This window comes from Paenibacillus lentus (assembly GCF_003931855.1).
GTDB lineage: Bacteria > Bacillota > Bacilli > Paenibacillales > Paenibacillaceae > Fontibacillus > Fontibacillus lentus.
The window spans coordinates 3,053,239-3,077,185 of record NZ_CP034248.1 but is presented as its reverse complement, the minus strand read 5'-3'; the positions used below and the strand labels follow the sequence as shown (position 1 = coordinate 3,077,185).

Genomic DNA, 23,947 nt, shown 5'->3' with positions numbered 1-23,947 from the left:
CCCATTAATACAGAGCCAATTGAAGCATGGCTTCCTTGACCTTATCTTTACTTAGCATAAAGAACTTCTCCATCGGCGGGCTGATCGGCATTGCCGGAACATCCGGCCCGCAGAGCCTCGCAATTGGCGCATCCAGCTCAAATAAGCATTCCTCCGCAATAATAGCCGATACTTCCGCGCCGACACCGCCGGTCTTATTATCCTCATGTATAATCAATACTTTTCCAGTCTTGCGTGTTGATGCGATAATCGATTCCCGATCTAGCGGCTGCAGCGTACGCAAATCCAAGATATGAGCGCTGATTCCTTGTTCTGCTGCAAGCTCCTCCGCAGCCTGCATCGCAAAATGCAGCGGCAAGCTATACCCAATTACGGTAATGTCCGTTCCTTCCCGCAGCACATTCGCCTTGCCAATGGGAACGACATAGTCATCCTCAGGCACATCTTCTTTGATCAGCTTATAACATTTCTTGTTCTCAAAAAACAATACAGGATCCGGATCGCGAACCGCTGCTTTAAGCAGCCCTTTCGCATCGTATGCCGAATATGGAGCTACAATTTTGAGCCCTGGCGTTCCAAAGAAAATTGATTCCGTACATTGAGAATGATACAGGCCGCCGAATATTCCCCCGCCGATCGGCGCGCGAATGACGACCGGGCAGCTCCAGTCATTATTGGAGCGATAGCGGATTTTGGCTGCTTCGCTGATGATTTGATTTGTTGCGGGCAGCATAAAATCGGAATATTGCATTTCGGCGATCGGCTTCATTCCGTACATAGCGGCCCCAATCGCTACACCAGCGATTGCAGATTCCGACAAAGGCGTATCCAGTACGCGCTGCTCACCAAATTGCTCCTGCAGTCCCTTCGTCGTGGTGAACACCCCGCCCTTAATTCCAACGTCTTCTCCAAGCACGAATACGTTGTCGTCAAGCGCCATTTCTTCCTTCATGGCAAGACGAATAGCGTCGATATATTCCATTACCGGCATGATTATTCCTCCCCTTCGCTATCCGCATACACATGCAGTAGCGTATCTTCTGGCTTAGGAAAGGGCGCATTCTCTGCCCGCTCGATCGCTTCCTTCAACTGCGACTGAATTTGTCTCGCAAGTGCCTCGTCCTGCTCTTCACTCCAAAGCCCATTCTCAATCAAATAGTTCTTCATCTTCGGGATTCCGTCCTTCTTCCAATTCTCCTCAACTTCTTCCTTCGTGCGGTATACGAGATCATTGTCTGAGGTAGAATGCGGAGACAGACGATACATCATCGCTTCAATTAGCGTCGGCCCTTCACCGCGAACCGCCCGCTCGCGGGCTTCCTTCACGACGCGGTACACCTCCAGGGCATCGTTACCATCTACTCGAATGCCCGGAAATCCGTAGCCTAGCGCTCGGTCACTTACTTTACCGCCAAGCTGCTTCTTCACGGGTACCGAGATCGCGTATTGATTGTTTTCACACATGAAAATGACCGGCAACTTCTGAACGCCGGCAAAATTCAATCCTTCGTGAAAATCTCCCTGATTACTGGAACCTTCTCCAAAAGTAACAAAGGATACGAATTCCTTCTTCTGCATTTTTGCGGCAAGCGCAATGCCAACAGCATGCGGAACCTGGGTAGTTACCGGGCTCGAACCGGTAACGATCCGAAGCCTTTTGCTGCCGAAATGGCCCGGCATTTGCCGTCCCCCGCTGTTCGGGTCATCCGCTTTGGCAAAGGCGGACAGCATTAATTCCTCCAGCGTCATTCCCACTGACATAACAAAGCCATAGTCGCGGTAATACGGAAGGAAATAATCGTTCTGGCGATCTAAAGCAAAAGCTGCCCCAACCTGCGCAGCCTCCTGTCCGATGCCAGAAACGTGGAAGTTAATTTTGCCCGCCCGCTGCAGCAACAAGTTACGCTCGTCGAACTTGCGTGCCATCAGCATATATTTGTACATGTCCACGACTTCAGCATCTGATAACCCAAGCTGCTCATGCTTAGGCTGTGTCTTCGTTGAAATTTTTGCGTTCATGGGAGTTACCTCCTTTGATTAGAACCCTCTAGTCTTTGATTCATGTTTGCTCTTATCTTAAAACCTGGTACTAAGACTTGGGTTAACCTTATTATAATCCCTTTCCTCCCAAAAAGAAAATGTTCTTTAAACCCTTTGTGTTGTTTATGTGACTAATTCGATTTCTGGCCTATATTCCAATAGCCATGCCATCCACAGCTAATGCGGCCTCTCCCAATATTTCGGCCAGCGATGGATGGGCAAAGACGGTCTGACCTATCTCCCAAGGGGTTGCATCCAATACCTGAGCAAGCGCCGCTTGACTAATCAACTCCGTTACATGAGCACCGATCATATGCACGCCAATAATATCATCGGTCTTACGATCAGCGATCACCTTTACAAACCCTTCCTTTTCGCCGTGTACAAGCGCTTTGCCAATCGCCGAGAACGGGACTTTTCCAACTTTTACGTCCCTCCCCTGCTCCTTTGCCTCCTTTTCCGTAAATCCTACAGAAGCCACCTCGGGCCGAGTGTACACGCAGCGAGGCACATGACGATCATTGTAACCGTGAGGCGGCTGTTCGGCTAAATGATGCACAGCTACCAGCCCTTCATGGCTAGCCGCATGGGCGAGCTGCAATCCACCGATGCAGTCACCTATCGCATAAATATGAGGTTCGGTCGTTTGCATCGCATCATTTACGCGGATGAATCCCTGATGCAAACCGATATCTGTATTTTCAAGCCCAATATTCTCGATATTCGCTTGCCGCCCAACCGATACCAGCAGCTTGTCCGCTTGCAATTGTACCGTTTCTTCGCCTTTCGCTGCCATTATGACCAATCCCTTGTCGTTCTTTGACATTGAGTCTGGCTGTACCTGATAGCCGGTCATAATTTCAATGCCTCGACGCTGCAGTTGTCTCTGCAACTCACGCGCCACTTCTTCATCCTCATTCGGAAGAAGCTGTGAGGCTGACTCAACCACCGTTACCTTCACGCCAAAATCGTGAAGAAGGGAAGCCCACTCCACCCCGATTACGCCCCCGCCAACGATAATGATGGAAGATGGCAGCACTTCCAGCAACAGGGCCTCATCACTGCTCAGCACGTACTGCCCATCGGGCTCCAGCCCTGGTAATGTTCGTGGCCGCGATCCGGTCGCAATGATCAGATTGGTTGGCACAATCGTTTCCATTTCTCCGTCATGCAGCTCAACTGCAACAGCCCCGCTTTTAGGCGAAAAGATAGAAGGGCCTGTCACTCTGCCTCTTCCATGGATAACCTGGATTTTATGTTTACGCATCAAATATTGAACTCCACTATGAAGCTGATTCACAATATCTTGCTTTCTTTGCTGCACCTTTGGGAAAACAAGAGTTAACCCACTTGTCTCAATTCCATAGCTAGCGCTGTCCTTCATTTGAGCGTATAGCTCCGCACTGCGCAATAGCGCCTTGCTCGGGATACAACCGCGGTGCAGACACGTCCCTCCCAGCTTGTCCTGCTCGATGATAACCACTTGCTTGCCGAGCTGGGCCGCGCGAATCGCCGCCACATAACCTCCTGTTCCTCCGCCAAGAATCGCTACATCACATGTTATTGTCATAACCAATCTCCACCTATCCCCAAAAAATTACCAGACATACTTCTTGTTTATTATTGTACCTCGTTTTCATCACATTACAAACAAAGAACGAAATAGACAGCCTCATAAGAAGAAGGTATGATTAACGTAAACTGAGCATAACTGAGCATCGATCATTTACACGACTTACTTTAAGGGGAAAGGAACTATTGAGCTCATGAAATTAATCATATCCCGTTTTATCGCAATCATTATTCTCGTAATACCCGGTATTGCAGCAATGGTCGGCTTCCTCAAAATGAAGGATGCTTTATTTCTATACATGTCGAGACACGGTGATGATTCTTTAACCCATGTCCATTTCGATTGGCTTGATTTCGGTTTCGGCGTTGTCTTATTCGCAGCTGGAATCGGTTTTTTGGGCGGCTGGATTTATTTCCGCGATCATAAACGAAATTATTTAGGCCCGCGCTTCAAGAAAAAAACCAATAACCCATCTTCTTAAAGCAATTCCCTCTTCATACGACTTCATAAACAACAAAACCCTCTTGGACCAGGCCTTATAAGCCAAGTTAAGAGGGTTTTGTTATTTTTTCGATAGAGTTCCGCGGTCAACCTCTATTCATATAATGCATCCTTCAGCTTCGTAGACATCCTGGGGCCGCTGGAGGATACCCGCAACAAGGTCCGCCGGAGTCTCCTATTTTCGGCGGACAGTTGTCCAGCCGCTTGCAGCAATTCCTCGATCATCGTTCTTTGGTGCTCCGATAATGAAGGATCATGAAGTAGCGCTTTATATTTTTCCTCGTCGAATGAAATATTGTTCATTGTCCTGCTCCTCTTAAAGCAACATTATTACAAGTAGGAACTGCAGTTACAGCTACAGCCCGCTCCAATTATTGTATCACAAACTGATGATACGGGTTCTTCAACTAGATCAAGGGTGGTTGATGAGACATTAATAAAGCCAACAGCGAAGCGATTGAAGCTAGATTTTTCATTTTTGACAAGCTAGGCCGTGTATTTACTTCAGAAATCCGATATATCTGGGGGTATGTTTTGCATAATTTCGATATGTATCCCCAAAAACGCGCTCCAAGTACCGTTCCTCCTGGCGAATAAGCAGATGCATAAAGATGATGTTGATGAGGCATACGAGTAAGGTTACATAGTTCAAATAGGTAAGAGACAAACCAATAAACATGAGATCAAATCCGACGAAGGCGGGATTTCGACTAAAACGATATATGCCACCTGTAATTAAATCCGTTGAAGTGGCACTGTCGATCCCGACCCTCCAGGATGTCTTCATATTAAGCATCGCAGTGATGAAAAATAGTATTCCCGTCCCCATAAACAACAGACCAGCAGCACTTAACAAAAGGACTGTCCTCCCATCTCCACCAGGAATGGACATTGGTTTGAGCCACGCATCGCCAAAAATACTTAACGCGAACCATAACACTCCCCAAGCCATCGTCGCGACCTTAACGCCCATTTCTGCGACCCGAGTTTGCAGCGGTTTTCCTGACTTTCCAAGGACATTCGCTTTTATTTGGCTATTGACTCGAAGCATCCATAATTTCATAAGATAACTCGATAAAAAAATTAAGAATAAAGTGAAACTTACCAGATTAACTGCATCCATAGGAATCAGCTCCTTTTCAATTACACCAGCAGCTCTGCATGTCTAGTCCGCGGAGCTTCGATTTGAATCGTGACGTGAGTCAAAGAAAACTGCTGCTCTAATAAATCAATAGCAGTTTGAAGTACGTCCTGGCTGTCCCTGCTTGATTCTACGACGAGATGACAGCTTAGCGAATCGATTCCCGAAGTAATCGTCCAAATGTGCAAATCATGCACCTCAATCACACCTTCAATCTGTCCCAATCGAGCTGACACCTCATCTTTATTCATGGAGGGAGGCGTGCCTTCCATCAAAATATGAACCGTTTGAGTAATAATGCCCCATGCCCCTCTCAATATGAGTAAGGCAACAAACACACTAATAATAGGGTCAAAAATATACCAGCCGAAAAAGTACATTACAATCCCGGCGAGAATCGCACCAACCGAGCCAAGAGCATCACCAAGCACATGCAAATATGCACTTCTAAGGTTTAGATTCTCCTTAACATCACCTTGCCTTATGAGAGTCCATGCACTAATGAGGTTGGCAAGAAGACCAACCATGGCAATAAGAATCATCGTTCCGCTGGCTACCGTAGGAGGGTCGAAAATCCGCTGATAGGCTTCCCAAATAATAAATCCAGCAATAACAAACAAGGTTAAACCATTCAGAAATGCTGCTAAAATCTCTAAACGATAGTAGCCAAAGGTTTTTGTGGCTGTCGGCGCACGCCCAGCGAACCAAATAGCGAGTAGGCTCAGTAAGAGAGAACTAGCATCGCTGAGCATATGACCCGCATCAGAAAGCAACGCCAAACTACGAGTCACAATTCCGCCAAAAAACTCCAACAACGCGATCCCTGACGTAATGACCAACGCAATAACAAGTCCTTTAATATTTCCTGCTCTCGCACCTTCGTACCCATGCCCATGCGTATGACCGTGAAAATGACCGGAATGATGATGCATGTGACCATGTCCATGTCCATGAACATGATCATGATTATGTTTATGTGATTCCTTTTGATGCTTCATATGAGCTCACCTCCTAGTCACAATCAACATGACTTATCGCCTGCTTCAGCAAAGAAATGACATGATCATCATCACAAGAATAATACAACGTGTTAGCCTCTCTCCTATATTTCACGAGCCGTAAATTCCTTAACAAACTGAGCTGATGCGACACTGCCGACTGTGATAATTCCAATATCTCCGCGATATGGGACACTGCGCATTCCTCTTCAGACAACAAATAAAGAATACGAATCCGTGTCGGATCAGCGAGTGCTTTAAACGTGGTCGATACATTGTCAATAATGTCTGATCTTAATGTAGCATGTTGATTTTTATCCATTAAAAACCCACTCCCCATTCGTATATGATCATATGCTCATATTCACATTATAATGAGTGTATGAAATTTGTCAACTGTTCGACTATTCCTGAGACCTACTGCCGCAGCTGCCGAATTTGTAAATTTCCAACTAATTCTACTTGAATTTGTATTATTAAAATTATACAATGAGAATGAAGATATTGTTCTTCATAACCTTTTTTTAATTCTCTCTCCAGCTACCTTATGGTTCTGGAGTTTTTTGACGTGAAATGCGCTAATTACAAAAAAATAATATCGCCCATCTCTCGGGGTAGCCGACAAGATGGGCGATCTAAAATCATAATTGTTTATGCAGTTGTTAACTCTAGAAGGAAGAAGTTAATATTAATTGGAATGTCAAACTGATTACCCAATACTTTATCGGAGTCTCCGAGCAATTTCCGATAAAATATCGGGAAGATCAATCATCTTGATTCCGCTTGTCTTCAGCTTTTCAACTCACCTTGTGCTCAATTCTCAGTTTATCAGCCACCATAGCAATAAATTCGCTATTTGTTGGCTTGGATTTACTAATATTTATCGTGTAACCAAACAGATGACTTATGCTGTCGATATTGCCTCGTGTCCAAGCTACTTCAATAGCATGGCGAATCGCCCGCTCAACACGTGATGGAGTCGTCTTAAATTTCTCTGCAATCGCAGGATACAATGTTTTGGTGATTGCGCCTAAAATTTCAATATTGTTGTAAACCATGGTGATAGCTTCCCGTAAATATTGGTACCCCTTAATATGGGCAGGAACACCGATTTCATGGATGATCGAAGTAATGTTTGCATCGAGATTTTTGCCTTTACCAAGCGGCACTACATTTGACTTCGTAAAGGATGAAGACGATGAACTGCTGGAGGATAAACTTTGAATTCCAACCAGCTGGCGAATTCGATTGGCAAGAACCTCCATATCGAATGGTTTGAGAATATAATAGGATGCTCCAAGCTGGACTGCACGTTGTGTAATATTCTCTTGTCCAAAGGCAGTCAGCATTATGATCTTTGGCTGTGGAGATACATTTATATCGCGTAAACGTTCCAGCACACCCAATCCATCCAAGTGCGGCATAATGATATCCAGGATCAGCACATCCGGAACTTTAGAAGCATGTTCAATCATCTCCAAAACTTCCTCGCCGTTATAGGCGATACCTGAAACAACCATATCATCCTGCTCAGAAATGTACTCTGCAAGCAAATTCGTGAATTCCCGATTATCATCCGCCAACAACACTTCAATTTTTTGCACTGACGACTTCCTCCTTATGTTATGAGTTTCCTTAATCCTTCTTCCAGGATAAGGATTCGACACTCAAAAGTAAATTCCTTCTGTCGAAAATTATTTTTATTTATTTTTTTAATCATTTGGTATATAATTGATTGTTACTTACAAATAGTGATGTAATTCCTCACTATTCGACAAGCCTTGACGTATCCATGTCGTAATTAACATGATGCTGACGTCCGCACACACAATTATTAAATTTATCCCTCGATAAACACCCTTCCATTCTCAACAAGCATATAGTCTAAACCTTGATGAAGCAAATGTCTAGGTAAAAAACAATAAAAACAATCACACCCAAATTAAAATTTCTTAATTTTAGCCTTTAATCATAGACCTGCTATAAACCTGCTTTTTCTAAGTAAAAACAAAATAAAAAACCAATCTTAAGGCGCTAACTCGCCTTAAGATTGGTTGATGTCGCATTCCCCTTCAAAATTCCTGCATCTTGCAGCATCCATTCAATAAAACAGCCATAGCCAGATCTCGGATCGTTAACAAATACATGTGTTACGGCTCCGATTAATTTACCGTTCTGAATGATAGGACTTCCACTCATCCCCTGAACGATCCCACCGGTTTTCTCCACCAACCTAGGATCAATGATCCGAATAACCAGGCCTTTAGTCTGAGGCGCACTCTGCTTGGACACATGTGCAATTTCCACTTTAAATCGTTCAACCTGCTGACCCTCAACAACGGTTAATATTTCTGCCGGCCCTTCCTTGACCTCTTCGGAGAATGCAACAGGAATCGGCGATTTATATACGCTATAATCTGGATTTTCCGACATCTTGCCGAATATGCCAAAAGGCGTATTTCGCTCTATCGTGCCAAGGGTTTTGCCTTCTTTGACAAAATGAGCTCGTTTCTCTCCAGGATCTCCGCTCTCACTTTTGGATATCGATGTTACACTGGATTGGAGGATCTGCCCACTACCTACGGCAATCGGTGTCTGCGTGTTCATATCCGTAATTACATGACCAAGTGCGCCATAAACACCCTGATTAGGTGCATAGAAGGTTAAAGTGCCGACTCCAGCCGCCGAGTCGCGGATGTATAACCCTAATCTCCAGGCCTTGTCCTGTTTGTCAAAGGCAGGGGTTAAAGATACAGTAAATTTTCGATTGTTTCGTTTATAAATAACTTGAAGCTGCTTATTATCCTTGCCTGCCTGCTCCACCAAAGATGCTACTTCGTGGACATCTCTAAGACGAGAACCGTTCACATGAGTAATCAGATCACCTGGCTGGATTCCAGCCGACTCCCCCGGCGATATTTTGGCTTTGTCTGTATTGACTAAATGATGCCCCACAACAAGAATGCCATCGGATTTGACTTTTACACCGATCGTTTGTCCCCCTGGTATGACCTTTAAATCAGGCATGACATTTACTTTAACTGTCTTAAGAGGAATTTGTCCAAAAAGCTTCATGCGGAGCTTGGCTTCTCCGCTGCTAAGCGAGGAGAGCTTAAGCGGAGAACCGAGGGATACCTTCATAGAAGAGTTAGGTTGATCGTTCAGCATCACGACATCCGGTCGATCAACGCTAACCTCTGCCAGTACCGGTATGGCTAAATCGATTTGTGCACCCTGGCCTTGAAACATACGCAGTTCATCCGGCAGTATCGGCGAATGACCTTCAACGGCAGACGTGCCAAGAAAACAAAAGAAGAAGGCAAATAAAAGACCGAGAAATCTACTCCTGAGGTTCGGGTTCAATGGCTGTCACGCTCCCTTAGCTTCTTTCGCTTGACGAAAAGGTGGTCGCCAATTGCGTACCTATAAGATACCCCGGGCGTGGTCTTTTATTACTGTCAATCATTGTTCCACTCGTCACTTCGCATCCTTCTGTGCTTCGGCTAATTTAAGCATTTCCTGCGCATGATGACGTGTCCGATCAGTAATTTCTACGCCCCCAAGCATACGGGCAAGCTCATTAATTCGTCCGTCTTCCTCCAAATGTTCCACCCTGGTCATCGTACGGCCTGCTGTCACGATTTTCTCGATTAAATATTGCTGATCCGCCATACACGCGACTTGGGGAAGGTGGGTAATTGAGAACACCTGGCACGTACCAGACAGACGATACAGCTTCTCCGCGATAGACTGTGCTGCCCGACCGCTAACCCCAGTATCAACCTCATCAAAAATCAACACAGGCACCTCGTCATGGCGGGCAAAAATGCTCTTCAATGCGAGCATAATTCGGGATAATTCCCCGCCAGAGGCAATCTTGCTCAGGGAGCGAAGGGGCTCGCCAGGGTTAGGCGATATTAGGAATTCCGCACTATCCATCCCCTGTTTGCTAAGACGTACCAAGCGGCCCTTCCATGCCACTCCCTGAGGATCGTCAGCTACTTCCAGCTTGACTTCAATCTTCGTACGACCCATTTGCAAATCCTTAAGCTCCACCTCAATTTGCTGCGCAAGCTCTACAGCCTTTTGCCTACGCACCTCGCTAAGCATTGCTGCTTCCTTAAGTGCAACCTGAAGCAGTTCTTCCCGCTGCGTAGTTAGCTTCTCCAATCGTTCGTCCTTGTTCTCAAGCATGTCTGTATCAAGAGAAATCTGCTCATAATATTGAAGAATTCCTTTGACATCGTCTCCGTACTTCCGCTGGAGCGAGGAGATCAGATCTAAACGTTCCTCAACCTCCTCTAGACGATCTGGATTAAACTCAATGTTGTCGCGGTAATCTCGTAATCCAAACGAAGCATCCTCAAGCAAATAATATGCCGATTTCAATTGCTCTAACAACGGCGAAATTCCCTTCGGATCATAACTCGCCACGTCCTCTAATCGGGATATCGCTTTTGCAATGGCTTCTAGTCCTTCGGGACCATAGAGCAAATTATATGCTCCAGATACGGAATCCATCATTTTCTCGCTATGGGATAGCTTGACCTTTTCTTCAGAAAGTAATTCATCTTCGCCTGGCTTCAGTGCAGCGGCTGCAATTTCCTCCAGTTGAAAACGATATAAATCAAGCATTTGCAGCGCTTGTTGACTAGTGCTTTGCAGTTCTCTCCATTCTCTATCGACTTGTTGAAAGGCCGAATAAGCTTCCTGATACCTTGCCTTTACATGCGAAATGTCATCAGCACCAAAAGCATCAAGCAGCTTCAAATGCCTCTCTGGATGCAATAGGGTCTGATGTTCATGCTGACCGTGTAAATTAATCAAGCTTTCGCCCACCTCGCGCAGCATGGACAAATTAACCAGTTGACCGTTAATGCGGGCTGTACTCTTCCCTTGAGCACTAATTTCGCGTCGAATAATTAACGCATCTCCAGGATTCGCAGCAATGCCAAGCTTGGACAAAATAGCCCAAACGGGATGTTGTTCCTTCAACTCAAAAGCGGCTTCCATCTCCGCCTTGTCGCAGCCATAGCGGATCAAATCGGCAGAGCCTCTGCCGCCGGATATGAGCCCTAGCGCATCTATAATAATTGATTTACCTGCCCCGGTCTCACCAGTTAGCACATGAAAGCCTCGGTCAAACGTGACATCAACCGCTTCAACAACGGCTAAATTTCGAATGGATAAATGAACCAGCAAGTCACGGCACTCCCTTCGCCAATGATTACATCTACAACAATAAATAATTAATCCGCCTATTACGAAATAAATGCCATAATTTGATCAATAACGTAATGGCTATACTGTTCATCGCGGCATATCAGCAAAATCGTATCATCCCCGCAAATCGTTCCGAGAAGATCGGGCCATTCCATATTATCAAGCAGAACTGCGACTGAATTGGCTGTCCCCGGCAAGCATTTCATCACAACTAAATTGCCGGTATGGTCGATATGAACGAAGCTGTCTACAAGCGCCCGCTGCAGCTTCTGTACCGGATTATAGCGCTGCGCCGTGGGCAGCGAATATTTATACTTTCCATCATCAGTAGGCACCTTAATGAGCATAAGCTCCTTAATATCGCGAGATACCGTCGCCTGCGTCACCTGAAACCCTGCCTGGCGCAGTGCTTCTACAAGCTCATCCTGTGTTTCGATCTCATGACCGGAAATAATTTCCCTAATTTTAATATGCCGTTGACCCTTCATCTCGTCCTCCATATATCTGTAATATGCGATGCCTGCTCAGCATCATCCAAATCAGTACTTAAGGTGATTTCTTTGATTAGTCCCATCTCAACATCGATATAGAGCACCCCAGCACAATCAGGATATAGGAGGAGATAAGGCAGAATATCCCTGCGAAGTCCAGCGCCTGTCCATTCCAAAGGCTGACGCTCCCTTGTTCTCCTCACTAAATAGTATTCTCCATGCTTCCTCACAACGTAATCGATATATAGCCGACTGTGCATCACTTGGGCCTCCACTCGAAATGCCAGCGGAACCTTCAACTTGTCGCTTACGATCTCATAGCCCGCAGATTCCAGCAAATCAACGGCTGGATGCTCCTGTATGTTCTCATTAAATTCAAAGCCGATCCCTGAGCCGAGCGTGAATGGTTTACGTAGCCAGATTCTAACCCCCCTGTAAAGGAGGAAGAGCACAATTCCTGCAATGACCACCATGAGAAAACCATCGGTATATTCATCCATCGAAACCACCTCAGATGATTAATTCGACGTTTTTGAATAACCTCCTGTTCCCATGTGGATATTGTTAAACATCAGTACATATTTATTCGTATGAAACTATTATAAACGAACACATGTTCTGTGTGCAATATCTTCATGAATAAATGTATAGAAAAATCTTCAGCGTCATGGTGGTTATAGATTATAATCTGCAACATAAATAAAAAACCCATCAATAAGATGGGCTTTTCGTAATAAATGTATCCTTTGCTTCTTGCACAACACGAAGTGAGTTTTCGCGAATGTGCTGTAATATTTCCGCATCAGCACGTTGCTCGGTTTCTTCAGGAAGCAGTAGTCTCAAATGGGCCAAAAACTCGATATTTCCTTCTCCGCCCGTAATTGGGGAGAAAGTTAGTCCCTGCAAAGTGTACCCTAGTTCGGTCGCGAAACCAAGTACATTCTCCAAGACCTCCTGATGCACCTTGGGCTCGCGGATAACCCCCGATTTTCCGACTTTCTCGCGCCCTGCTTCAAATTGCGGCTTGATCAAAACAACGATATCCGCTGGTTTATTCAACAGAACAATGAGCGGCGGCAAAATAATCCGCAGTGATATAAACGATACGTCGATGCTGGCAAAGTTAGGGGGCGGACCATCTAAATCTGCAGGCGTCATGTACCTAAAGTTGGTTCGTTCTTTGACATTCACACGCTCATCGTTTCGCAGCGACCAATCCAGCTGATTATATCCCACATCGATCGCATACACGTAACGAGCACCATGCTGAAGGGCGCAATCCGTGAAACCGCCGGTTGAAGAGCCGATGTCGAGCATAACCCTTTCCCTCATATCGATATGGAAGTGCTTCAACGCTTTTTCAAGCTTCAACCCGCCCCGGCTTACATACGGATGAATAGCTCCCTTAACCGTTATTTTTGTATCTCTTGGGACTTTGGTTCCAGCCTTTTCGATCCGCTCCTGATTTCCGAATACGAGTCCAGCCATAATAGCGGTCTTGGCCTTTTCTCTACTATCGAAGTATCCTTGCTCGACCAACAAGACATCGATACGTTCTTTGGAAACAGCCATAACATTCTCCTGACTTTTGTCTTGTTATGATGGTTTTACTTTTTTGCCAAAAGTAAATTGATGTTCTGCACGGTGCTGTTGTATTTCCTTCACCACCGCTTCGGCCGTTAACCCGACCTCTTCCAGCTGCTCTTTAATGCTGCCGTGCTCGATGAAGCGATCCGGAATGCCCATTAAGGACACATCGACTCCTGATAATCCCTGCTCAGCATAGAACTCCAGCACCGCACTTCCCAAGCTGCCTGCTTGCGATGCCTCTTCTAGCACGATCAGCTGCGTACCAGCGTTTGCCAAGCTAAGCAGCATGCTGTCATCTAACGGCTTAAGGAAGCGTGCATTTACAACAGCTACATTAACACCGTCCTTTTTCAGCACCTCGGCTGCTTCTTCCGCAACCTGCACCATAGGACCGGCAGAAATAATCGCCACCTGATCCCCTTCACGAACCTTCTCCCAGCTCCCGATCGGGATAGGGACTAACTCTTTGTCGAGCGGGACTCCGGGAACATTGACCCTCGGGTAACGATATGCAATCGGGCCATCATTATATTCTAGCGCCGTTTTCATCATATGGCGCAGTTCATTCTCATCCTTCGGCATCATCAGCACGATATTCGGAATGTGGCGCATAAAGGCGATATCATAAACCCCTTGATGCGTTTCCCCATCCGCTCCTACAAAGCCAGCCCTATCAATCGCAAACATGACGTTCGCATTATGACGGCATATATCATGCACGATTTGATCGTATGCCCGCTGCATAAACGTGGAATACACCGCATAAACCGGCTTCATCCCCTCCATTGCCAGTGCAGCGCACATCGTAGCCGCATGCTGCTCAGCAATACCTACGTCGATCATCCGATCCGGGAATCGTTCCGCAAACTTCACTAAGCCGGAGCCTCCCGGCATCGCCGGCGTCACCGCAACGATACGCTGATCCTTCTCCGCTAATTCGATTAGCGTCTGACCGAAGACCTCCGTATACATCGGATTGCCTACCGCCTTAAGCAATTGACCCGATTCAATCTTATACGGCGTAATTCCGTGCCATTTGTGGGAATCCTTTTCCGCAGGCGTGTAGCCCTTCCCTTTCGTCGTCAGCACATGAACCAACACTGGGCCACTTACATTATTGGCTTGGTTAAATGCATCGACTAATCCAGCCAGGTCATGGCCATCTACCGGACCTAAATAGGTAAGGCCGAGTTCTTCAAAAAGAACCCCAGGCACCATCATATATTTCAAGCTATCCTTTAGCCGCTCCGCCGTTTTGGCCAGCTTGCCGCCGATCGCTGGAATTTTTTTGAGCAATTGCTCTACTTCGTCTTTGGCACGCAAGTAATTCCTATCAGATCTGATTTTCGTCAAATAATTGTGCATTGCCCCGACATTAGGCGCAATCGACATTTCATTATCATTCAGAACAACCATTAAGTCCTTTTGTTCATGACCGATATGATTCAACGCTTCAAGGGCCATGCCGCCTGTCAATGCACCATCGCCAATAATGGCAACGACTTTGTTGTCTTCGCCCTTCAGATCCCTAGCTAGCGCCATACCCATAGCTGCCGAAAGGGATGTGCTGCTGTGCCCAGCTTCCCATACGTCGTGCTCACTTTCACACCGCTTAACAAATCCGCACAAGCCATTATGCTTACGCAACGTATCAAAGCGATCCTTGCGTCCGGTTAGAATTTTATGGACATACGCCTGATGACCTACGTCGAATATAAACTTATCTTTAGGACTGTTATAGCAATAATGCAGCGCGATTGTAAGCTCCACCACACCCAAATTGGACGCAAGATGTCCTCCTGTCATAGACAGCTTCTCTATTAGAAACTGGCGAATCTCAGCAGCTATTGGCTCCAATTGTTCGATTGAATATTGTTTCAGATCGTTGGGCTCATGAATTTGAGAGAGCAGCAAAGCGAATTCCCCGCTTCCTTCATTGGATTTCTCATGTTGCTAATATAATGACACTAATTATAACATATGAATAACTTTTGTCGAAGTTATCCATGTTCAGCTCTACGTTCGTTGCCTAATGATCCCGATGCACTAAGTAATTGGCGATGCCGATCAGACGCTCAGGATGAGGAATGACTCCATTTGAAATCGCTTCCTTGGCAATTTTAGTCAAGCGCTCAACTTCAGCCCGAGACCCCTCCAGACCAGTAAAATAAGGATACGTAACCTTCTGCTGCTTAACATCGCTTTGTGTCTTCTTGCCCAGCTTGCTCTCATCTCCAATCAAATCAAGAATGTCATCCTGGATTTGAAAAGCGAGTCCGATCGAGCGGCCAAAAGTCTCCAAGGCTTGCAGCTGTTCTGAGGAAGCGGCAGAAATTCGCCCTCCCGCCTTCAGGCAGAATACGATCAAATCCCCCGTTTTATGCTCGTGGATATAACGCAGCTGATCAAGTTCAGTCAATCCCTGCTCCCCTTCCATATCGGCAACCTGTCCGCCGACCATGCCCGAAGGCCCGGCAAAACGTGCCAGATCCTCTACAATGGCCAACGCGGCTTCAGCGGGAATCCCATGTTGCTTGCTGGCCTGAACGACACTATAAAAAGCATGGGTCAACAGCGCGTCACCTGCCAATATAGCCATGGCCTCCCCGAACACTTTATGGTTCGTCGGCTTACCTCGGCGGAAATCATCATCATCCATAGCCGGGAGATCATCATGAATCAGGGAATATGTATGAACCATCTCAACGGCACAGGCAACAGGGATCGCTGCTTCGCGACTTCCCTGTAGCGCCTCTGCGGCAGCAATAACAAGCAGCGGACGGAGACGCTTGCCGCCTGCCATTAAAGAGTAGTTCATAGCTTCCTTTAGACGCGCAGGCACTTCCCATGCTGCCGGAAGAACCTGCTGTAAATGAGAGGTTATAAGAACAGATATTTCATCGAGATATGGGGTGATCGCAAGCTTATCCAACCGAATCACCGCTCTCTTCGATCATTGGATCAAAGGGCTTCTTTACGATCTCTCCGTCGGCCTCCATGATCATTTCAATTTTACGTTCAACCTGCGATAATTTATGGCCGCATAATTGCGATAATTGCATTCCTTTTTGAAAAAGATCGATCGCCTTCTCCAGCGGAACGTCTCCATGTTCCAATTGGGATACGATTTCCTCCAGCTCGTTCATCGCTTGCTCAAAGCTGTAATCCTGCCCTTGTTGCTCCAGCAGTTCCTTTTGATTCTGCTTCTCAGTCTCCATGGCCGTCACCTTCCCCCCTCATGCCCCATACTTGGCAATCCAGCTCACCATCGGTCAGCTTTACCTTGACCAAATCTCCAGGCTCTACATCATTCAGCGACTTCACCAAGCGCTGCCCTTTCTCGTCATACACAAGACTGTATCCCCTAGCCATTACCTTCAGTGGGCTTAGGGCATCTAACTGCCTAATGCTGTATGCCAGCTTCTGGCTCTTTTCCTTCAAAGTGCCGTTCATTGCAGCGCGCAGCAGCCGCTCAGCATCCACATGGCGCCGCTTCGTCAACGCCAGCGTATCCTGCGGGTGATAACGCAGCAGCCGCTGATGCAGGCGAGCATGCGCCGCGCCCGTCAGCTCAGCCTGCGCCCGCATGCGGCGCTCAAGCCGCGCCTGCAGCATGTCCAGCCGCTCCGCGTGCTGGAGCAGGCTGCGCTGCGGCTGGCGCAGCGCCGGCGATGCCGCCAGGCGCCGCAGCCGCTCGCGCGCCTGGCGGAGCTGGTGCTGCAAGCCCTGCTGCAGCACCCTCTCGAGCTGGCGCAGCTGCTCGCGTAGCTCGGCGGCGTGCGGCACGGCGAGCTCGGCGGCGGCGGTGGGCGTGGCGGCCCGCAGGTCAGCGACGAAATCGGCGATCGTAAAATCCGTCTCGTGGCCGACGGCCGAGATGACGGGGATCGCCGAGTCGTAGATGCTGCGCGCGACCGCCTCTTCGTTGAACGCCCACAGCTCCTCGAGCGAGCCGCCGCCCCGGCCGACGATCAGTACGTCGGCCTCACCGAGCGCATTCATCGTCCGGATGGCCTTGACGATGGACGGCGCCGCGCCCTTACCCTGCACCAGTACAGGGTGCAGGACGACCCTAGCCTGCGGATAGCGGCGTTCAAGCGTTGTCAGAATGTCCCGAACGGCGGCGCCGGTCGGGGACGTAATGACACCGATCACGCGAGGAAACGCAGGCAAAGACCGCTTCCGCTGCGGCGCGAACAGCCCTTCGGCCTCCAGCTTCTGCTTCAGTTGCTCGAAGGCCAAATACAGACTGCCGATCCCGTCGGGCTGCATCTGTGTCGCATAGAACTGATATTGCCCGTCCCGCTCGTAGACCGACACATTGCCCCGGGCAATAACTCGGGTTCCCTCCCGCGGGATAAAAGGCAGCCGCTGATTATGTGAAGCAAACATGATGCTCTTAATCCGGCTGTCCTTATCTTTCAGCGTAAAATACATATGTCCGCTGGAATGATGCGTAAAATTGGATATTTCCCCGCGAATCCATACCTCGGAGAGGAGCTTATCAGACTCCATCTTCATGCGGATATAGCGATTCAATTCTTTAATCGAATAAATTTTTTGCTCCATGGGGTCTTACCTTCCCCCTTTATCATTTCAGCTCAGGCGAGTACTGAAACCGCTTGGCTGCAATCAGCGTATTTTGCATCAGCATCGTAATCGTCATTGGGCCAACACCGCCGGGAACTGGAGTAATTGGGCCGGATACTTCCTTCACGCTTTCAAAATCAACGTCTCCCGCTAATTTTCCGTTATCGAGGCGGTTCATCCCTACGTCAATTACGACCGCTCCCGGCTTCACATAGGAAGCGTCCACAAAGTTAGCCCTTCCGATCGCCACAACGAGGATATCTGCTTGCTTCGTCAGCTCCTTCATATTCGCCGTGCGGGAATGGCACATCGTAACCGTTGCATTCTCGCGCTGCAGCAGCAGGGACACCGGTTTGCCGACAATATTGCTGCGACCGATGACGACGGCATGCTTGCCGGATATTTCGATTCCGGTACGCTTGATAAGCTCGATTACGCCGGCTGGCGTGCAAGGAAGTAAACTATCATCGCCGATCACCAGGTTGCCTACATTGACCGGATGGAAGCCGTCCACGTCTTTCTCCACTGCGATCGCATCGATAACCGCCTTCTCCTCGATATGGCCTGGCAGCGGAAGCTGAACAAGAATACCGTGAATATTGCTTTGGCTATTCAGCTTGTCCACGAGGTCAAGCAGTTCTTTTTGCGTGGTGGAAGCAGGCAACCGGTGGACCTCGGAGTAGTACCCCAGATCGTGGCAAGCCTTCTCCTTGTTGCGTACATAAACTTGGGATGCCGGATCCTCACCCACCAGTACAACGGCCAGCCCAGGCGTAAAGCCCTTCCCAGCAAGCTGCTCCACTTCTTTGCGAAGATTAGTTCTGATTTCTTCCGAAACCTGTTTTCCATTAATAATTGGTGCTGACATAGACTTCTCCCCTTGTCATTTTTAGATTTTGTTTTTTAATGTTTCCAGTTCATGAATCATCTTACCAAGCACACCATTGACGAACTTTCCGGATTCCTCTACGCCGAAATGCTTGGCTAACTCGATCGCTTCGTTAACAGCTACTTTGCCGGGCACATCGTTGCGAAATACCATTTCATATACAGCTAATCTCAAAATCTGCCTGTCCACCTTGGACAGCCGACTAACCTGCCAATTTTTCAAATAATCGCCCAACATTTCATCAATAGCTGCCTTGTGCTCCCAAGTTCCATTTACGAGCTCCAATACAAAAGATGTCGTCTTATTCACGTCTGACAATTCAACTTCGCTTTCATTCTCACCGGCAGCCTCTGCAATAAGTATAGATACTGCTTCCTCCGCACCAACCTCGTTCATCTCCATTTGGTACAAGCTTTGGATCGCAATTTCTCGTGCTAGTCTCCGTTTCATGTGCTTCCTCCTTAACCTCCATAAGAACAACGTGTTATACTTCCTATCCTAAATGATGAACCAAAATGCTCAAGTTCTATGACACTTTGCTGAATTTTATTATGTTCCTTTCCGATTGGAATGCTTATTTCGCCGTAATTTTCAAACAAAAAAACCCGTGACATGCTCTCTCCACAAAAATGGGCAAGATAAAATGCAGCTCTTTTTCCGGAGGACAGCATATCACGGGAATCATTTAAAAGGGCGCCAGCGCGCATTCAACCAGTCCAACAGCTCTCTCCATGGGATGAGCGAGCCTTGGTCAAGATCCTTATACTTGCCGATCGTATAACCGACATAAAGGAGAAGCGCACAAAATAACATGTTCCAAAATCCGAAAAACAGATAAATGGGAATAAATAGTATCGCTGCCGCCGTTCCCAGCAAGCGTCCCTTGTAACCCTCCCACAATTGCTTCCAATTCATCGGGATCTTCACCCCTATTCAACCCGGCTTTTGATAACAGGAGATTGCACAAGGTTAGCAATATACACCGAAACATAAGAAACGGGAATTCCGGTAATTTCCTCGACATAATCATGTACCTGCTTCTGCACTTCCTCCGTAAGCTCCGGAATGGAAGTCTCACCGTCCACCAGGGCACGGACAATAATTTCTAGCCCGGAGTCCGTAATACGGATACGCGTCTTCACGTCGCGAATGCCTCGTACCCGGGAAGCTGCTTTGTAGGATAAATTCTCAATCGTCTCCACCGAAATTTGAATATCCCCATATTCCGTTCGCTGATCAATGGACGGGAGCGAACCGCGATCACGTTTGATCGAAATGTAAAAGAAGCGAATGCTAAGCAGAAACAACACAGCCGATACGCTAATCGCAGCAATAATCCAAGAGCTCCCATGAAATTGCTTCAAATCAACAGGCACGGCATTCGTCACTAGGAGGACGGCGATTACAGATAGTATTCCGATACTTAAGCTGTAAATAAATAGCAAAAGTCTGTCCAAAATTTTGGGCACGACGGATAGAGCCTCCTTAAATTATAGTAAACCCCTGACGGTGATCGTCGGGGGTTCTTAACTTGATCATTATTTCACCCTATGGCTCAGTTCCGTCTCTTCACTTCTCTCGACCGTCTTGAAAATGACATCGTGAATATGTACGTTAACCTCTACCACAGTCAGTCCGGTCATCGTTTCGATCGAACGCTTCACATTGCGTTGGATTTCCGTAGCTACCTCGGGCAACCGATTGCCATATTCAACAATAACGGAAACGTCAACAGCCGCTTCACGCTGACCAACCTCAACCTTTACACCCTTGGACAAGTTCTTTCTGCCAAGCAGTTCGGCAATACCGCCAGCGAATCCGCCGCTCATGCCAGCAACACCCTTAACTTCAACCGTAGCAAGGCCGGCAATCACTTCGATAACCTCGGGTGCAATTTGAATTTCTCCGATATCCGTACGTTCAAATTCCGTAGGCAATGTACTCATAACTATCATCCACCTCTCAATAAGTTTGACAAAACCTCACGACAAAGAGGCTTGCCACTTATTATAAATACTATATCATTTCAGCATCATTATGACAAACAATCAGCGAAATCTAGATCTCATTTTCTTCCAAAAATTTAATATCGAAATCCCCTCTAATAAACACGGGATGATCCAATAGTTTCTGATGAAACGGAATGGTCGTATGAATACCTTCAATTGCAAATTCGGCCAAGGCCCGCTTCATTTTCGCAATCGCTTCCTCGCGGGTTGGAGCCCAAACGATCAGCTTGGCAATCATAGAATCATAATGCGGCGATATGACATATCCCGGATAAGCAGCACTGTCTACGCGAACGCCAGGTCCGCCCGGAGCTAGATAGAAACCGATCTTGCCCGGAGAAGGCATGAAATTGCGTGACGGATCCTCTGCATTAATCCGGCATTCAATAGACCAGCCAGTCAGGATAACATCCTCCTGCTTAAATGATAGCGGATTGCCTTCGGCAACCGAGATCATTTCCTGAATCAGATCGATCCCAGTGACCATTTCAGTAACGGGATGCTCTACTTGAATGCGCGTATTCATCTCCATGAAATAGAATTGACCATCAGGACCCAGCAAGAACTCTAACGTTCCCGCACCTGAATAATTGACTGCGAGAGCAGCCCGAACGGCTGCTTCGCCCATTTCCTGACGTTTCTCAGGCGAGAGCACTGGGCATGGCGCCTCTTCCACCAGCTTCTGGCGTCTGCGCTGCACGGAGCAGTCCCGTTCTCCTAAATGAACGGCATTACCATGCTTGTCTGCGACAATCTGAATTTCAACGTGCTTCATGCCTGTCAAATATTTCTCTAAATAGACGCCAGCATTGCCGAAAGCCTTCTGCGCTTCCTGCTGGGCCATCGTAATTTGCTGAATGAGCGAGGCTTCGTCCTCGGCAAGGCGAATTCCCTTGCCACCGCCACCTGCAGTAGCCTTAATAATAACCGGGTAGCCGATATCACGGGCAACCATAATCGCTTCATCCAAATCGTCGATCAATCCGTCCGAACCTGGAATTACCGGCACTCCTGCGCTTTTCATCGTTTGTTTAGCAACAGACTTATCTCCCATTTTCGTTATAGCTTCCGGGGAGGGGCCGATAAAGGTAATGTTACACGAATCACAGATCTCTGCGAAATCTGCGTTTTCAGCTAGGAATCCATATCCCGGATGAATCGCATCGCATTCGGTAAGCGTCGCTACACTCATCAAGTTGGTAAAATTCAAATAGCTGTCCTTGGCCAATGTCGGCCCAATACAATAAGCTTCATCCGCAAGACGAACATGCAGCGAGTCCTTATCCGCTTCCGAATATACGGCTACGGTCGAAATCCCAAGCTCGCGGCAGGCACGGATAATCCGTACTGCAATTTCACCACGGTTCGCAATCAATATTTTATGAAATTTCACTAATCTCCCATCCTCCTTGGAAAGCTAGATAAGACCTTTAACAAGGTCTCCTTTAACCGCAATTTATTCCGGCTTCACCAAAAAGAGAGGCTGTCCGAATTCTACGAGCTGACCATTCTCTACGAGAATATCCACGATCTCGCCCTTGACTTCTGCCTCAAGCTCGTTCATCAGCTTCATCGCTTCGATAATACAAACCGTAGTCTTAACGCCTACCTTATCTCCAACATTTACATAAGGATTTGCATCCGGGGAAGAAGCTCGATAGAATGTTCCAACCATCGGGGACACAATCTTATGTAGGTTTGCATCGGCAGCCGCGCTTTCCGCATGCTGTCCCGCAGCCTCGACCTGACCGTTGTCCACAGCAACCGATGCAGCATGCACTGGCGCTAATGCCTGAGGTGCAGGAGAGACCATCGTGGGTTGAACATGAACAAGCTCACTTTTGCCTGGCTTGCGAATGCATAGTCTTGTACCTTCGTTCTCAATTTCAAGCTCATGAACCGAAGTCTTGTCCAACAGTTCGATAAGCTCCTTAATTTCATTTAGTTTAAACATAATTTACACTTCACTCCTTCAGCTTTTTCGCAAAGCTCGGGCCTTTTCGCATCATAACTTTATGTATTATATCACAATCGATCAAAATGGAAAGAGTCCAAGTTCCTCTTGGACTCACCAACTTCATTTGTTAAATGTAGATTTAAACGAGACTAAAATACCCAATTCTTATTGAGAAACGTATTGTACTTTGACTTTGTCCTGGGACACACCGAGCTCCTTAATCACCATGTCTACGATGTTGACAGCTTCCTTCACCTGAAGTTTCTCACTGATGACAACGACTCTGTAGCTATCATTATCCTCGGTCACTACCGCATTGGCATATTGCTGCTGGAGACGCTCCTCAATGTCTGTAATTATCGCTTCCTTATCCTGCAGGGTGCTAAGCTGTTGCTGAGCCATAACTGCCTCTTCCAAATTATCATCATTCATCGTTTGCAGTAGCTGTTCCTGCTTTCTCGTGTTTTGCTCGGCTCGCTCCATCTGATAGGCGGTCAAGGAATCCCTCGTTAAAATCCCTTCGGACTCTACTTTCTTAAGCACATCTTCATCCTTTATGCCCTCGGCAGTCTTGTCGGCGGCTTCTGGCTGTTCACCGGATTTCTGCTGATCCTGCTCCGCTTCCTCATTCTTTGTTGCCTGTTCCTTCGGAGCATCTGTGCTCTCGCTATTCTGGTCAGGCTGCTCTTGAGAAATCAACATATCCTCCATGGCCTCATCCTCCAACGTAACTTCGGAGACAATAATGTCGTCATCGGATAATGCGCTACCCTCGATAATCGTTTCCTGAGTGGCTGCTTGGTCCATCGTCGTAACCTGCTTCCCATCAGCCGTCTTCGGCTTATTGGTTGCGGTATCCTCAGTAAATAAATAATATGCAGAGAGAATAACCATTAAGCTGAGCATGGAAACGAGCCAAATTGTCTGTCTTTTCGATTTCATTAC

Annotated in this window: 26 protein-coding genes; 1 reads left to right on the top strand and 25 read right to left on the bottom strand. The window is 47.2% G+C overall.

Annotated elements, in window-relative coordinates:
• Window positions 1–4: 4 nt before the first annotated feature.
• The 3 genes from EIM92_RS13725 to lpdA all read right to left on the bottom strand — a co-directional run bounded on the left by EIM92_RS13725 (window position 5) and on the right by lpdA (window position 3,610).
• Window positions 5–991 (bottom strand): alpha-ketoacid dehydrogenase subunit beta, encoded by a 987-nt coding sequence (locus tag EIM92_RS13725; RefSeq protein WP_125083120.1) that lies wholly within the window; start codon window positions 989–991, stop codon window positions 5–7.
• A gap of 2 nt (window positions 992–993) precedes the next feature.
• Complete coding sequence (locus EIM92_RS13720; protein ID WP_125083119.1) at window positions 994–2,019, bottom strand: thiamine pyrophosphate-dependent dehydrogenase E1 component subunit alpha; 1,026 nt, start codon at window positions 2,017–2,019, stop codon at window positions 994–996.
• A gap of 169 nt (window positions 2,020–2,188) precedes the next feature.
• Window positions 2,189–3,610: a dihydrolipoyl dehydrogenase gene (gene lpdA / locus EIM92_RS13715; RefSeq protein WP_125083118.1), complete on the bottom strand. Its 1,422-nt coding sequence runs from the start codon at window positions 3,608–3,610 to the stop codon at window positions 2,189–2,191.
• Between the two features lie 196 nt (window positions 3,611–3,806).
• On the opposite strand from lpdA, the gene EIM92_RS13710 reads away from it, so the two are divergent.
• Window positions 3,807–4,094 (top strand): DUF2627 domain-containing protein, encoded by a 288-nt coding sequence (locus EIM92_RS13710; RefSeq protein ID WP_125083117.1) that lies wholly within the window; start codon window positions 3,807–3,809, stop codon window positions 4,092–4,094.
• 113 nt (window positions 4,095–4,207) lie between these two features.
• Here EIM92_RS13710 and EIM92_RS13705 read toward each other — a convergent pair whose 3' ends face one another.
• The 22 genes from EIM92_RS13705 to EIM92_RS13600 form a co-directional block, all read right to left on the bottom strand.
• A complete protein-coding gene (locus EIM92_RS13705; protein ID WP_125083116.1) occupies window positions 4,208–4,417 on the bottom strand; it encodes a hypothetical protein in 210 nt (69 codons plus the stop codon).
• A gap of 196 nt (window positions 4,418–4,613) precedes the next feature.
• A complete protein-coding gene (locus EIM92_RS13700) occupies window positions 4,614–5,177 on the bottom strand; it encodes a methyltransferase family protein (RefSeq protein ID WP_246020966.1) in 564 nt (187 codons plus the stop codon).
• Between the two features lie 80 nt (window positions 5,178–5,257).
• Window positions 5,258–6,253, bottom strand: coding sequence for a cation diffusion facilitator family transporter (locus EIM92_RS13695; RefSeq protein WP_246020964.1), 996 nt, complete (start codon window positions 6,251–6,253; stop codon window positions 5,258–5,260).
• Window positions 6,254–6,266: 13 nt separating this feature from the next.
• Window positions 6,267–6,575: an ArsR/SmtB family transcription factor gene (locus tag EIM92_RS13690; protein ID WP_125083114.1), complete on the bottom strand. Its 309-nt coding sequence runs from the start codon at window positions 6,573–6,575 to the stop codon at window positions 6,267–6,269.
• Between the two features lie 475 nt (window positions 6,576–7,050).
• Entirely contained in the window at window positions 7,051–7,857 is an 807-nt protein-coding gene (spo0A, locus tag EIM92_RS13685) for a sporulation transcription factor Spo0A (RefSeq protein WP_125083113.1), read from the bottom strand.
• 430 nt (window positions 7,858–8,287) lie between these two features.
• On the bottom strand, window positions 8,288–9,616 hold the full coding sequence (spoIVB, locus tag EIM92_RS13680; protein WP_125083112.1) for a SpoIVB peptidase: 1,329 nt from the start codon (window positions 9,614–9,616) through the stop codon (window positions 8,288–8,290).
• A gap of 114 nt (window positions 9,617–9,730) precedes the next feature.
• Window positions 9,731–11,455 carry a DNA repair protein RecN gene (gene recN / locus EIM92_RS13675; protein WP_125083111.1) on the bottom strand — a complete coding sequence of 575 codons (1,725 nt, stop codon included), beginning with the start codon at window positions 11,453–11,455 and terminating at the stop codon, window positions 9,731–9,733.
• A gap of 59 nt (window positions 11,456–11,514) precedes the next feature.
• Window positions 11,515–11,964 (bottom strand): transcriptional regulator AhrC/ArgR, encoded by a 450-nt coding sequence (gene ahrC, locus EIM92_RS13670; protein ID WP_125083110.1) that lies wholly within the window; start codon window positions 11,962–11,964, stop codon window positions 11,515–11,517.
• Window positions 11,961–12,467 (bottom strand): hypothetical protein, encoded by a 507-nt coding sequence (locus EIM92_RS13665; RefSeq protein WP_125083109.1) that lies wholly within the window; start codon window positions 12,465–12,467, stop codon window positions 11,961–11,963. Before EIM92_RS13665 ends, ahrC begins: the two co-directional genes overlap by 4 nt.
• A gap of 211 nt (window positions 12,468–12,678) precedes the next feature.
• On the bottom strand, window positions 12,679–13,539 hold the full coding sequence (locus EIM92_RS13660; protein WP_125083108.1) for a TlyA family RNA methyltransferase: 861 nt from the start codon (window positions 13,537–13,539) through the stop codon (window positions 12,679–12,681).
• 24 nt (window positions 13,540–13,563) lie between these two features.
• Entirely contained in the window at window positions 13,564–15,471 is a 1,908-nt protein-coding gene (dxs, locus tag EIM92_RS13655) for a 1-deoxy-D-xylulose-5-phosphate synthase (protein ID WP_125083107.1), read from the bottom strand.
• Window positions 15,472–15,586: 115 nt separating this feature from the next.
• Complete coding sequence (locus EIM92_RS13650; RefSeq protein ID WP_125085181.1) at window positions 15,587–16,489, bottom strand: polyprenyl synthetase family protein; 903 nt, start codon at window positions 16,487–16,489, stop codon at window positions 15,587–15,589.
• Window positions 16,482–16,775, bottom strand: a complete 294-nt coding sequence (gene xseB, locus EIM92_RS13645; protein ID WP_125085180.1) for an exodeoxyribonuclease VII small subunit — start codon at window positions 16,773–16,775, stop codon at window positions 16,482–16,484. Before xseB ends, EIM92_RS13650 begins: the two co-directional genes overlap by 8 nt.
• The gene (xseA, locus tag EIM92_RS13640) at window positions 16,765–18,126 is read right to left on the bottom strand and encodes an exodeoxyribonuclease VII large subunit (protein ID WP_125083106.1); all 1,362 of its coding nucleotides are present in this window, start codon (window positions 18,124–18,126) and stop codon (window positions 16,765–16,767) included. The genes xseB and xseA overlap by 11 nt, the downstream gene beginning before the upstream one ends.
• 22 nt (window positions 18,127–18,148) lie before the next feature.
• Window positions 18,149–19,015 carry a bifunctional methylenetetrahydrofolate dehydrogenase/methenyltetrahydrofolate cyclohydrolase FolD gene (gene folD / locus EIM92_RS13635; protein ID WP_125083105.1) on the bottom strand — a complete coding sequence of 289 codons (867 nt, stop codon included), beginning with the start codon at window positions 19,013–19,015 and terminating at the stop codon, window positions 18,149–18,151.
• 21 nt (window positions 19,016–19,036) lie between these two features.
• Window positions 19,037–19,486 carry a transcription antitermination factor NusB gene (gene nusB, locus EIM92_RS13630; RefSeq protein ID WP_125083104.1) on the bottom strand — a complete coding sequence of 150 codons (450 nt, stop codon included), beginning with the start codon at window positions 19,484–19,486 and terminating at the stop codon, window positions 19,037–19,039.
• A 231-nt stretch (window positions 19,487–19,717) separates the two neighbouring features.
• On the bottom strand, window positions 19,718–19,951 hold the full coding sequence (locus tag EIM92_RS13625; protein WP_125083103.1) for a DUF2273 domain-containing protein: 234 nt from the start codon (window positions 19,949–19,951) through the stop codon (window positions 19,718–19,720).
• A gap of 14 nt (window positions 19,952–19,965) precedes the next feature.
• Window positions 19,966–20,505 carry an alkaline shock response membrane anchor protein AmaP gene (gene amaP, locus EIM92_RS13620; protein WP_125083102.1) on the bottom strand — a complete coding sequence of 180 codons (540 nt, stop codon included), beginning with the start codon at window positions 20,503–20,505 and terminating at the stop codon, window positions 19,966–19,968.
• A gap of 69 nt (window positions 20,506–20,574) precedes the next feature.
• Window positions 20,575–20,982, bottom strand: coding sequence for an Asp23/Gls24 family envelope stress response protein (locus tag EIM92_RS13615; protein ID WP_125083101.1), 408 nt, complete (start codon window positions 20,980–20,982; stop codon window positions 20,575–20,577).
• 112 nt (window positions 20,983–21,094) lie between these two features.
• Entirely contained in the window at window positions 21,095–22,438 is a 1,344-nt protein-coding gene (gene accC, locus EIM92_RS13610; protein ID WP_125083100.1) for an acetyl-CoA carboxylase biotin carboxylase subunit, read from the bottom strand.
• A 63-nt stretch (window positions 22,439–22,501) separates the two neighbouring features.
• Window positions 22,502–22,999, bottom strand: coding sequence for an acetyl-CoA carboxylase biotin carboxyl carrier protein (gene accB, locus EIM92_RS13605; RefSeq protein ID WP_125083099.1), 498 nt, complete (start codon window positions 22,997–22,999; stop codon window positions 22,502–22,504).
• 168 nt (window positions 23,000–23,167) lie between these two features.
• Window positions 23,168–23,944: a SpoIIIAH-like family protein gene (locus EIM92_RS13600; protein WP_125083098.1), complete on the bottom strand. Its 777-nt coding sequence runs from the start codon at window positions 23,942–23,944 to the stop codon at window positions 23,168–23,170.
• Between the last annotated feature and the right edge of the window lie 3 nt (window positions 23,945–23,947).

What these genes read in the sequence shown, in the direction of transcription:
- EIM92_RS13725 (WP_125083120.1), bottom strand. Translation starts at nt 991, where the DNA reads ATGCCGGTAATGGAATATATCGACGCTATTCGTCTTGCCATGAAGGAA.
- EIM92_RS13720 (WP_125083119.1), bottom strand. Translation starts at nt 2,019, where the DNA reads ATGAACGCAAAAATTTCAACGAAGACACAGCCTAAGCATGAGCAGCTT.
- lpdA (WP_125083118.1), bottom strand. Translation starts at nt 3,610, where the DNA reads ATGACAATAACATGTGATGTAGCGATTCTTGGCGGAGGAACAGGAGGT.
- EIM92_RS13710 (WP_125083117.1), top strand. Translation starts at nt 3,807, where the DNA reads ATGAAATTAATCATATCCCGTTTTATCGCAATCATTATTCTCGTAATA.
- EIM92_RS13705 (WP_125083116.1), bottom strand. Translation starts at nt 4,417, where the DNA reads ATGAACAATATTTCATTCGACGAGGAAAAATATAAAGCGCTACTTCAT.
- EIM92_RS13700 (WP_246020966.1), bottom strand. Translation starts at nt 5,177, where the DNA reads ATGAAATTATGGATGCTTCGAGTCAATAGCCAAATAAAAGCGAATGTC.
- EIM92_RS13695 (WP_246020964.1), bottom strand. Translation starts at nt 6,253, where the DNA reads ATGAAGCATCAAAAGGAATCACATAAACATAATCATGATCATGTTCAT.
- EIM92_RS13690 (WP_125083114.1), bottom strand. Translation starts at nt 6,575, where the DNA reads ATGGATAAAAATCAACATGCTACATTAAGATCAGACATTATTGACAAT.
- ahrC (WP_125083110.1), bottom strand. Translation starts at nt 11,964, where the DNA reads ATGAAGGGTCAACGGCATATTAAAATTAGGGAAATTATTTCCGGTCAT.
- EIM92_RS13665 (WP_125083109.1), bottom strand. Translation starts at nt 12,467, where the DNA reads ATGGATGAATATACCGATGGTTTTCTCATGGTGGTCATTGCAGGAATT.
- EIM92_RS13660 (WP_125083108.1), bottom strand. Translation starts at nt 13,539, where the DNA reads ATGGCTGTTTCCAAAGAACGTATCGATGTCTTGTTGGTCGAGCAAGGA.
- xseB (WP_125085180.1), bottom strand. Translation starts at nt 16,775, where the DNA reads ATGGAGACTGAGAAGCAGAATCAAAAGGAACTGCTGGAGCAACAAGGG.
- xseA (WP_125083106.1), bottom strand. Translation starts at nt 18,126, where the DNA reads ATGGAGCAAAAAATTTATTCGATTAAAGAATTGAATCGCTATATCCGC.
- folD (WP_125083105.1), bottom strand. Translation starts at nt 19,015, where the DNA reads ATGTCAGCACCAATTATTAATGGAAAACAGGTTTCGGAAGAAATCAGA.
- nusB (WP_125083104.1), bottom strand. Translation starts at nt 19,486, where the DNA reads ATGAAACGGAGACTAGCACGAGAAATTGCGATCCAAAGCTTGTACCAA.
- EIM92_RS13625 (WP_125083103.1), bottom strand. Translation starts at nt 19,951, where the DNA reads ATGAATTGGAAGCAATTGTGGGAGGGTTACAAGGGACGCTTGCTGGGA.
- EIM92_RS13615 (WP_125083101.1), bottom strand. Translation starts at nt 20,982, where the DNA reads ATGAGTACATTGCCTACGGAATTTGAACGTACGGATATCGGAGAAATT.
- accB (WP_125083099.1), bottom strand. Translation starts at nt 22,999, where the DNA reads ATGTTTAAACTAAATGAAATTAAGGAGCTTATCGAACTGTTGGACAAG.
- EIM92_RS13600 (WP_125083098.1), bottom strand. Translation starts at nt 23,944, where the DNA reads ATGAAATCGAAAAGACAGACAATTTGGCTCGTTTCCATGCTCAGCTTA.